This is a genomic window from uncultured Candidatus Kuenenia sp. (assembly GCF_900696675.1).
GTDB classification, from domain to species: domain Bacteria; phylum Planctomycetota; class Brocadiia; order Brocadiales; family Brocadiaceae; genus Kuenenia; species Kuenenia stuttgartiensis_A.
Genome location: NZ_CAADGZ010000126.1, coordinates 1 through 9,725, shown reverse-complemented (window position 1 = coordinate 9,725; position 9,725 = coordinate 1). Strand labels below are relative to the sequence as shown.

Sequence of the window (9,725 nt, the reverse complement as noted above, 5' to 3'; positions counted from 1 at the left end):
AGATCCCGCGTCCGCGGCAACAATCACATGAATTATTAGAGGCATTACAGATAAAGTTGCCAGAAGTATTGCCAAGCCGGAACATACGGGTAGTCACTAGAAAAAAGCTTGCTGTTCGGCGTAAAAGCCAATAAATATAAGGCTTTTACGGCACTTTTGTTTTTTGACTTGGGGTGAACATCCGTTGGAACTTGCAGACGCGTTGGGGAGTTTTCTTTCTTCAGAAAAAGGGAAGATTGTCCTGAATACAACAATATCCAAGACACAGCGGTTTATCTCCCGGAAATTATCTCAGATAGCTATTGAGAAGAGAACATTGGAGGCTTCCGGTGAAGAATTAGAGGATAAGCTAAACACCTTTTATAAACTGGTTACAAACCTGAAACAGGATAGAGAGGATATTGCTTATCTGCTCAAGGGCGAATCCGACAAGTTGTGTTTGAAGGTGGAGGATATGCTAAAGTCTTTAGAAGAAAAAGAGACAGCGAGAATAAAACAATGTCTTGTGGATTTCTATGAAAAAAATCCTGAGTTTAGTCCAACAGTTTTTCGGGATGAGATGCAAAAGGTTATCAAAGAAGAGATTGTCAGGGGATTCGATGTGTTTAGAAAGGATTCCGAGCAGGTGATTTCTAATAATATGCAGGAGGCCTTTAACCGTTTTACGAAACGTTCCAACGATATTATACGTGAGTTTAAAACGGCTGCCGAGCTACTCTTTGAGGTAGCTATGGACACGACGGAATTTGCAGTGGAACTGACGAAAGACAATAACTTTTATTATATGGTGCAGGAATATACGGCGCCTACCGAAGAAGAAGTTAAGTCTATTCTGCGTACTTTTCTGCCTAAATCTATGAGCAGGAAGATGGTTTTTCATGAGATGATGGAAAGGGTGTCTTCTGATGTAAGCCGGAATTGCGGCAGAACACGCTCAGACCTTACAACAAGGATTCACAAGACCATTAACCACTATGCGAAACAATTGAAAGACCTTGGAAGCGACCTTATAGAGCAAATTGAACAAGCTATTCAAAAGGGTCAGGAGAGACGAAAGGCGGGCGATGAGTCTGTACGGATTGAGTTAGAGTTATTGGCAAACAAGGCTAAGAAGCTGGAAGAACACAAAGGAAAACTGACAAATATTTGGGATGCCATTAATTTGGTTGACGCGAAGCAGGGGCAAATAAATATGGTATAAGGTGTGGTTCTGTATAAATAGGCGATGGAGTTCGCCTGATTGCTATGTGATAGCTGATAACTCATATTGAGGTTTTGCTTCGACAGGGGTTTTTATTGGGGAAAATCCCTTGTCGGAGCATTAGTCTAGACAAGGGGTTTTTTGTTATGCCGCTATATTTCCAAACTGAAATGTAAGCAAAAGAAATAATGCCCTTGTCGAATTTTTATAGGAGGGAGATATGGAAAAAGCAATTGGCATTATTGAGAAAAAAATACGAGATGCATCTTGGGAAGACGTGAAAAATGTGTTTGACACCTTCCGCCACCTTGCCGCAACCCTAAAACAGGATAAGGAAAATATTTTGTATTTGATCGAGGACAAATTGGGTATGTTGTGCTTAAAGGCAAAGGAAATGGTAAAGGATTTTGAGGAAAAGGAAATACAGAGGACAAAGCAATGTCTCCATGATTTTTTTGGAAAAAGTCCGGATACCAATTCCACCGTTTTGAGAAATGAAATGCAGAAAATTATCAAGCAGGAAATTGGTAAGGGGTTTGATGTGTTTCAAAATGACTTTGAGAGGGCAATCTTAAAGAATATGCAAGAGACTGTCGACCATCTTCTGCGGCATACCAGAGACATGATCCGTGAGTTTGAAACAGCCTTAGAAATCCTCTTTGAGATACCTATGGGCCAATTTGAATATTCTATGGATATATACAAGGATGGTAATTTTTATTGCATAGTCCAGGAGCATACGACAACTTCTGGTAATAAGTTTCATTCCATTCTGCACTCCTTTCTTTCACAACCGGCCCGCCGAAAACTGGTTTTACATGAGATGATATCAGAAATAGCATCCAACGTCAGCAGTAATTGCGACAGGATACTCTGTGACGCCACATCAGGGATTTGCGCAACGATTGAATATTATACCCGGCAACTGAAAGGCCTTGGGAACGACCCTATTGCGCGAATAGAACAAGCTATGCAAGAGGGGATAACACAACGAAGCGCAGAAAATGGAATTAGTAAATTAGTCCATCGGAAACTTTTAACCGCGTAATGGCAACGCGTGTCTTGCCACTCACGTGAATTGTTACCGTGCATACCTAATTTGATGGATTCCCATGCTGGTGTAATGAGAAGGATGGCAAGGAAAGTGATAAAGAGGATGCATCATGCTGAATAAAGATCAAAAAAGAGGACTTACGATAGCCCTTCGTATTATGGAGGAAAATATCCGGTATATTGAACAAGTATTCAATAACGACGACTATAATGGCATCCTTTACGATACGAAGTGCAACATGGACGAAGGAGTCAAAAGAGAAATTTTTAAAAGGACATTGCTTATAAAAAACAGAATAAAGGCGCTTTCAGAAAGATTTGATCTTGAAAAGGAACTGAGAGATCCGATAAAGGAGATTTTTGGGAAAATGGTAACACTTTAGTTCTTTGAAAAATTCCAATAATCCCGAAGGGATGAAATGATTATAGAATTATACGAAAAACCCATAATTAACCCCGAAGGGGTGATATAATTTTATCTTTCATGAAACACCGGACAATGGCGATTATGTCATCCCTTCGGGATTAGGCGTGGTTTTACCGTGTTTTTCTATAATCATATTACCCCTTCGGGGTTCTCCTTTTTTCTCGGAATTTTTCAAAAAGCTAAAGTGTTACGGAAAATGTCTTCATGCTGGTGTATCCTTGAAGATGCCAAAGCAAGGAAGTTGAAAAGGTATGGAGTCGTTGCAAATGAGCTTGAAGACGTTCTCGACCCACACCTTAATGGAATTATTGATTTGATTTTTGATATGGAACGTCTTTTATTAGAAAAGCCAGGCGGAAAATCAGAAAAGGAGTCGATTTTATGATAAACATAAAAGATGGCGATATAAACAATCGGGGGTATGGCACGCCAGTTATTGAGGTCGATGCCTGTGTGCCTTCAGAAACGGCTGAGGAAGCGGCACCGGTAGGTACCGCCAGGGCAACCCTCGCTTTTATCCTACTCGTTCTCGGTATACTGGCTTTCATATTGGACGTCTTTTACTAGAAAAGTCCAACAAGACATTATATAAGGAGTCGATTTTATGTCAGAAACAAAAGGTACTGATATAAGCAATCAGAAGTGTAACAAACTGGTTACTGGGGCCGATGCCTGTGAGCCGTTTGAAACGGCTAAGAAAGCTGGGCTGGTAGGTCGTGCAAGGACGAATCTTGACGCTTTAACCCTGCTTGGTCTCGGTATACTTGCGGGGGTCTTTATTGCGCTTGGTATGCAACTATCCGTGTTAGTAACCCATACCGCAACCTCTAGCTATGGTTTAAACCAACTTGTCGGGGGTGTGGCTTTTACTCTGTCGATGGTTTTAATAGTAATCACCGGCGCAGAACTTTTTATGGGAAACCCTCTTGTCGCAATGTCTTTTCTATCCGGGAAAATTACCGGCAGGGCATTTACGAGGAATGTAATCATAGCGTTTATTGGTAATCTTATTGGAGCGTTAACCTTGGTGGTATGGATATACAAATCTGAGCAGTGGATGATGAGCAATTACCTGCTGGGCGCAAAAATTATTCTCATGGCTAACGAGAAAGTAAACACCTCGTTTGGTGTACTCCTGGCGCGCGGAATGATGGGCAATGCACTGATATGTCTGGGTGTTTGGCTGTGTTACTGCAGTAAAAGCAATATTGATAAAATACTGTCATTGCTGTGGCCTGTTTCCTGTATCATGGCATGTGGGTTTGAGCACGGTGCTGTCAATATGTGGCTTATCCCCATGGGGATTATTCTGAAAGACAACCGAATGGTGCTGACCGTTGCAGAAAAGGTACATGGTGGGAGACTAGACCTTTCCAATCTCACCTTTTTTAAAGGATTTTTATTCGATAATTTGTGTCCTGTCGTTCTCGGAAATGTAATCGGTGGTGTTGTGTTAGTTGCAGGTGCGTACTGGTTTGTATATTTACGCTTTCCTGAGAAGGGAAAGGAGGTTTAGGGTTAATGGGAAACGATATGTCAGAATTCCGCCGGGCAGCACATGCCGGTGCCGCGCATTCGCCTGTGCAAACCGCTGCCATTGTTGAAAACAAGGCTGTCGCAAGGGCAGGATTGCGTGTTATGCAGACCTTTATATTGAGTATCATGGCCGGGATATTTGTTGCCATGGGCGCACAGTTTGCTACTTTTGTAACGAGTGATTCTGCTCTCCATTTAGGCATTACCTCTCTTATTATGGGTATAGTGTTTTCACTCGGACTCATACTGGTTGAAACCGCCGGGGCCGAACTCTTTACCGGTAACAATCTCAACGTTATGGGCTATCTTAGCAAACGTATTACAACCCGGGACTTGCTCAGGATATGGATTATTGTGTATGTGGGTAACTTTATAGGCGGGATCCTGATGGTCTTCTGGATGTATCTGGCTCATCAATGGGAATTTTTTCATTTTATGACGGGCGCAAAGGCGTTGCTTATTGCCCACAAAAAGACTACCCTCTCTTTTGAGGCAGCCCTGGCAAGAGGTGTGCTTTGCAATGCCTTGGTATGCCTTAATGTTTGGTTATGTTATAGTGGTAGAAGCATGGCAGATAAGGTGCTTTCGGTTCTGTTTCCTATCGGCGGTTTTGTTGCCAGCGGGTTTGAACATTGTGTTGCGAACATGTATTTTATCCCGATGGGTTTGGTATTGCGGAAAAACCAGGCTGTCGTTGCTGCTGCAGAAGAGATGGCAGGTAAAACATTAGATATTTCACAACTTACATGGAAGGGATTTTTTATAAATAACCTCTTTCCGGTCACCATTGGAAACTTTGTGGGCGGCGTTGTTTTGGTGGGCGTGGTATTCTGGTTTATTTACCTGCGGCCTCACAACTGCTATAGTAAGCGATAAAAGTAAGTTGTTATTCCTGCGAAAGCAGCAATCCGGTTTTCTGTTTCATTTCTCTGGATTCTCATTTAATTCAAAGGATGGATGTATCATGACATTTTATTGTCCGGAATGTTGGAAGGAAATAAATGCGGTTGAGGAAACATGTCCTTTCTGTAATGCGGATATATTGAAATATGAAGGCATGGATTATGAGAAAAAATTGATAAATGCGCTAAGGCATACAGAACCGGAAACAGTTCTGCGGGCAGTATATATCGTAGGCAGGCTGAAAAGTGAAAAAGCGGTGAAACCTCTTATTACACTCTTTAAAAAAACGGACAGTACCTTTTTAAAGATTGCAATACTCAATACTCTCTGGGAAATAGGAATTCCCACGTCTGTAGAGTTTATTGTAAATCGATCTGATTTGGAAGTGGGAATTGTTGGGAGAACGGCAAGGGACTTGACATACAGGCACATTACTAAATCACAGTGAAAAAGCGAGTTGAATAATTAAGAGTCAAAATAAATGGATAGAGCAAACGAGGTATATTCGCGAATTATCGGCGTCCTTCTTCTGGTTAATATATTTAAGAAGTAAGGATATGATATTAATGCTTTGCTGGCAGAAAATATGAAGTACTGTCCTTTATGCGATGAGTTGGAAAAAATAGTGAGCAGAAACGGTGCATAAGTGGAAAAAGATGTGTTGTTTGGAAGAGAAAAAGAGTGCCAATTTATAACCGGCTTAATGAACGGCAGGAAGAATATCATTATTTACGGTGAGGAAGGAACGGGTAAAAGCGCCATTATTCATGAAACAGTAAGCCGGAGGAAGGCAGAAAAGTTACTTTATTCTCACAGCAGCAAGACATTAAGGGAATCATTAATAAATCCTATTCTCTTTCATGGTAAAGAGACTAAAGATGTTCAGAACAAGAATATTGCAATGTTGAGAAAAGCATTCTTTAGCATGCTTGACAGGGAAAAACCCGCATATATCATTTTTGACCATGTAGAATTAGTTACGCCGAGACTCTATTATTTCTTCCTGTATTTAATGGATAAAAAAATTCCTCTCATAATGATAAGCCGTGGAATAAGGAAAAAAGATATCGACCATTTACGCATGATTTTATTTGATTTTATAAAGGTGGAAATAACGAATCTTGAAAAACCCGCCACGGATAAACTGGTAGATTATTTTGTTAAAGAATTCAATATTAAGGTGAACCACACGGACGATTTCAGAAAAGACATCTATAAGTTTTCAGGCGGCAATCCTAAAATCGTCAAAGAACTTTGTTTCATGGCAAAAGACGCAAAATATCATTCTTGCGGCAATTGCAACGTAAGGCTTATTGATTTAGACCATAGAATAGGCAAGGCAACAGGCGGCAGTACATGAAAGCCCTTCGGACGCTGGATTTATGAAAGTGCATATCTATTGTTTAAACAGAAGATATTCCCCGCACGTTTGCACGCAAGGGGAAATGGATAAATAATCCGGTGGGTTTTAAAAAGAAAGAAGGGGAACGATATCTTATTTTCATGGAAGGTTTATAAGTAAATGTGAGAATTTCGGGCTAAACAAAGAAATAAAATTCAAAAAAAACTTGCGCTTTATATGGAAAATGATAGGATTCGATGTGTAGCGGAGAATTTTATTCATCTGATTACAGTTTATAATCATTAACATTTTAACATAAAGGGCAAGTTATGTTAAACGCATTGGCGAGGATAGGGGATAATACAAACGTTGTTGCGAATGCAGCGGCTCTTGTACCACACTATAATCCCAAAAAAGAAGCCGCCCGGAAGATGGCGCAAGTACAGTCATCAAGCCAGTCTGACAAATCTAATATTAGCGACAAAGAGGAAAAGGATTTGCCGCATATGGTTAAATTCAAATTTAAAGATGGTGACGCAATCCATAATTTAAAACATAGCATTGACTTTGTCGCGTAACCCCCAGTTTGCAAGACATGTTTAAGATTTAGTAATCGCCTTGCATAACCCCTCCAGCACCTATATTGACATGAAATGTTGTGCGTAATATAATATGCGCGATTTGATTACAGGCGTGGCAAATATGCAGGACGATTATAGCGAAACTTTTTTAAAGAAAGGGGGCTTTTTATGAAAGGCCTTTTTACGTTTGCAGCAAGTGTCATTTTTTCTTTATCGATGATGAGCGTCGGCATGAATGTCGCGCATGCATTTCTTAAGGGGCCTGAAGATGGACGCACAGGATCTCCTGCAGATAATTTTGCTACCTGTGCGACAGCAGGGTGTCATGATTCTTTTGTATTAAATTCCGGCAGTGCGGTGTTTTCCATTTCTGCGCCAGACACATATACACCTGGAGAAGAAGTAAGTATTACCGTATTATTTAGTGATTCCAGCAGTGCAAAACATGGTTTTCAGCTTTCTGCTTTGGATGCAAAAAATGAGCACGTCGGGCTTTTTAACAATGTTGATAATAAGACGCAAACCGGAGAAGGTGATTATATTTCACACACAGAAAGAGGAACTGATGGTTCAAGCTGGACGGTAGTGTGGATGGCGCCTTCTAGTCCTGCCGATGACCCTGTTACAATTTACGGTGCAGGGAATGAGGCAAATGGCAACGGAACCAATAAGGGTGATTATATTTATACGACAACGGCCTCAATGGTTGCTGAAGATGCAGTGCCAGGTTCGTGTGCGGCAAAAAGTATAGATGTCCCTAATTCAAAAATAAAGCTGTTGTTTGGGGAAAATGATGAAGTGGCAGTCAGGGTAACGGGGGATAGTGATTGTGTGGCAGAAGGTGTGAAAGTTACTGCATCATTAAGTAAGGCGGGTAAGAAACGCGTAGAAATATCTCCTGAAAGTGTGGAAACGAATGAAAATGGGGAGGCGAGGTTCACCATTACTGCCAAGGAGAAGAATGGCAACGCAAAAGTAACATTTAAGGCCGATGGAATAAAAGGCAAAAAAGGCAAGGCAAAACTGGTAGTGAAGGTAAGAAAAAAATAAAAAGATGCTTAATTTTTTAGAAATGTTTGGAAAAGGGACATCACGATGAAGGTGTGATGTCCCTTTTTTGTTGAATAAACTGTGCATGTATAAAGGTTCATGGTGTGTGTGAAATTTGGTACAGTACTTTCATCTATCCGAAGGAGGGAAGTATTTCGGGATTTTTTCGCAGGCCGGAAGGCCGTTAGCGATGCAAGTATTTGGATTTCTGCCTTTTTATGCCCCTACATGCATTGCCCTTGCGGCAGTTTGCGAAATGTATATATCCCTCTTTTTTATTTGATATGCAATTAATGAATGATAAACTAATGCGAATGATTAAATAAATCTTTTTGGCAATTGACAATAGAGTGATTACGGGAAGGATGCGAATTTGAGAAAAGTGAAACTGATTTATAAGGAATGCATTGCAGCGAGAAAATGAATTAAATGGTTAAATTATACGTAACAGTTTTGTTTTTGGGCATGCAATTTTTTACCGTTGTCCGTGGAGATATAATCGTGTTGAAAGATATCGATAAAAAGATTGATTTCAGGATACTGGGGGTCACGGATGAGTATGTGAGTATAGAAATACCAAAAAAAGACATGAAGTCTTTAGATATGTTGTTTTTACAAAGGGATACTTTCCCGGACGTGATTCATCTGAATACAGAGGAAATATCTTTAAAATGTAAGGTGAAAGAAATAAAAAAAGACGAAATAATCGTAATGATTCCTACGCTTGCGGTATCTTCTCTGCAGATGTCATTTCAGGAGAATGGAGTTGAGGAAACGTTTCCGGCTAAAAAAATGTACAAATCGCATGTGGCGGAAACGGGGAAACGCATGGATAGCAAAAAAGAGCGGCAGAGCGAATCTCTTGAATCTCAAATACAAAACTTGACAGATAATAGAGAAGAAGAATTGACAGATGAATTAAGGACAGGCATCGTTGGTAAATCAAATGCAAAGAAATATTATCGTTTCAAAACAAAAAAAGTTTTTGAGGAAGAAGATGCCTTCGATAAAAATGAATTTGTTGATTTCGGAACGAACGCGGACGACGGGGCAACCCGGATATGGGAGGAAAAAACATCTGGCGCAAGCGGAGTTGAAGCAGATAAATTGTTGCCTGAGGAGGCGGTTGATACTGATGGGGAAGTAGCAGAAGAGGCAACGGTCTTGCAAGACGCTAGTCTTGGCAGCGTAGAAGGAAGGATATTAAAAAGCGGAAAACCCATAAAAGATTGCCAGGTGCAACTGCGCAGACTTGAGAAAGGTGGTCTGTTGTCGAGGGATTATCGTCTGGTAGATGGTGCCTTGGAACTTGAAATGGTAACGAATGATGAGGGTTATTATCATTTTATGAATGTTATGCCTGGCGAATATAAATTATATTGGAAGCCTCCATTGGAAACTACGTGGGTAAGGCGTTTCAAAATGGAGCCTGATATTATTGTGGAGTCCGGGAAAACAATAAAACCGAGAGACATTGAAATTTTGAAAAGAACGTTAAACTAATACCTAAATCCTGCAAACAAGGCAAAGCCTTGTTGCAGGAATAGGATTGAAATGGTAGGATTTCCAAGGTATTCGGCGGTATATTGATAACAAAAAACACCTGAAAGGAGATTCACCATTTCGATGAAG

General features: G+C 40.5%; 12 protein-coding genes. All 12 read left to right on the top strand.

Annotation, left to right across the window (positions count from 1 at the left end):
- The first annotated feature begins 184 nt into the window (after nt 1-184).
- The 12 genes from QZT26_RS14485 to QZT26_RS14430 all read left to right on the top strand — a co-directional run bounded on the left by QZT26_RS14485 (nt 185) and on the right by QZT26_RS14430 (nt 9,596).
- Nucleotides 185-1,201 (top strand): hypothetical protein, encoded by a 1,017-nt coding sequence (locus QZT26_RS14485; RefSeq protein ID WP_295103152.1) that lies wholly within the window; start codon nt 185-187, stop codon nt 1,199-1,201.
- A 220-nt stretch (nt 1,202-1,421) separates the two neighbouring features.
- On the top strand, nt 1,422-2,249 hold the full coding sequence (locus QZT26_RS14480; protein WP_295103149.1) for a hypothetical protein: 828 nt from the start codon (nt 1,422-1,424) through the stop codon (nt 2,247-2,249).
- A 115-nt stretch (nt 2,250-2,364) separates the two neighbouring features.
- On the top strand, nt 2,365-2,637 hold the full coding sequence (locus QZT26_RS14475; protein ID WP_099324730.1) for a hypothetical protein: 273 nt from the start codon (nt 2,365-2,367) through the stop codon (nt 2,635-2,637).
- Nucleotides 2,638-2,877: 240 nt separating this feature from the next.
- Nucleotides 2,878-3,066 carry a hypothetical protein gene (locus QZT26_RS14470; RefSeq protein ID WP_157820441.1) on the top strand — a complete coding sequence of 63 codons (189 nt, stop codon included), beginning with the start codon at nt 2,878-2,880 and terminating at the stop codon, nt 3,064-3,066.
- The gene (locus tag QZT26_RS14465) at nt 3,063-3,248 is read left to right on the top strand and encodes a hypothetical protein (RefSeq protein WP_099324728.1); all 186 of its coding nucleotides are present in this window, start codon (nt 3,063-3,065) and stop codon (nt 3,246-3,248) included. The genes QZT26_RS14470 and QZT26_RS14465 overlap by 4 nt, the downstream gene beginning before the upstream one ends.
- Before the next feature lie 37 nt (nt 3,249-3,285).
- Nucleotides 3,286-4,197 (top strand): formate/nitrite transporter family protein, encoded by a 912-nt coding sequence (locus QZT26_RS14460; protein ID WP_099324727.1) that lies wholly within the window; start codon nt 3,286-3,288, stop codon nt 4,195-4,197.
- Between the two features lie 5 nt (nt 4,198-4,202).
- Nucleotides 4,203-5,093 (top strand): formate/nitrite transporter family protein, encoded by an 891-nt coding sequence (locus tag QZT26_RS14455; protein ID WP_099324726.1) that lies wholly within the window; start codon nt 4,203-4,205, stop codon nt 5,091-5,093.
- Between the two features lie 88 nt (nt 5,094-5,181).
- Nucleotides 5,182-5,568, top strand: coding sequence for a HEAT repeat domain-containing protein (locus QZT26_RS14450; protein WP_164994499.1), 387 nt, complete (start codon nt 5,182-5,184; stop codon nt 5,566-5,568).
- Nucleotides 5,569-5,766: 198 nt separating this feature from the next.
- Entirely contained in the window at nt 5,767-6,480 is a 714-nt protein-coding gene (locus tag QZT26_RS14445; RefSeq protein WP_099324724.1) for an ATP-binding protein, read from the top strand.
- A 311-nt stretch (nt 6,481-6,791) separates the two neighbouring features.
- Complete coding sequence (locus QZT26_RS14440) at nt 6,792-7,040, top strand: hypothetical protein (protein WP_099324723.1); 249 nt, start codon at nt 6,792-6,794, stop codon at nt 7,038-7,040.
- 171 nt (nt 7,041-7,211) lie between these two features.
- Complete coding sequence (locus QZT26_RS14435; protein WP_099324722.1) at nt 7,212-8,093, top strand: choice-of-anchor V domain-containing protein; 882 nt, start codon at nt 7,212-7,214, stop codon at nt 8,091-8,093.
- 429 nt (nt 8,094-8,522) lie between these two features.
- Nucleotides 8,523-9,596, top strand: a complete 1,074-nt coding sequence (locus QZT26_RS14430) for a carboxypeptidase-like regulatory domain-containing protein (RefSeq protein WP_099324721.1) — start codon at nt 8,523-8,525, stop codon at nt 9,594-9,596.
- Nucleotides 9,597-9,725 lie beyond the last annotated feature (129 nt).

Coding starts and splice junctions, on each gene's coding strand:
- QZT26_RS14480 (WP_295103149.1), top strand. CDS start 1,422: ATGGAAAAAGCAATTGGCATTATTGAGAAAAAAATACGAGATGCATCT.
- QZT26_RS14475 (WP_099324730.1), top strand. CDS start 2,365: ATGCTGAATAAAGATCAAAAAAGAGGACTTACGATAGCCCTTCGTATT.
- QZT26_RS14470 (WP_157820441.1), top strand. CDS start 2,878: ATGTCTTCATGCTGGTGTATCCTTGAAGATGCCAAAGCAAGGAAGTTG.
- QZT26_RS14465 (WP_099324728.1), top strand. CDS start 3,063: ATGATAAACATAAAAGATGGCGATATAAACAATCGGGGGTATGGCACG.
- QZT26_RS14460 (WP_099324727.1), top strand. CDS start 3,286: ATGTCAGAAACAAAAGGTACTGATATAAGCAATCAGAAGTGTAACAAA.
- QZT26_RS14455 (WP_099324726.1), top strand. CDS start 4,203: ATGGGAAACGATATGTCAGAATTCCGCCGGGCAGCACATGCCGGTGCC.
- QZT26_RS14450 (WP_164994499.1), top strand. CDS start 5,182: ATGACATTTTATTGTCCGGAATGTTGGAAGGAAATAAATGCGGTTGAG.
- QZT26_RS14440 (WP_099324723.1), top strand. CDS start 6,792: ATGTTAAACGCATTGGCGAGGATAGGGGATAATACAAACGTTGTTGCG.
- QZT26_RS14435 (WP_099324722.1), top strand. CDS start 7,212: ATGAAAGGCCTTTTTACGTTTGCAGCAAGTGTCATTTTTTCTTTATCG.
- QZT26_RS14430 (WP_099324721.1), top strand. CDS start 8,523: ATGGTTAAATTATACGTAACAGTTTTGTTTTTGGGCATGCAATTTTTT.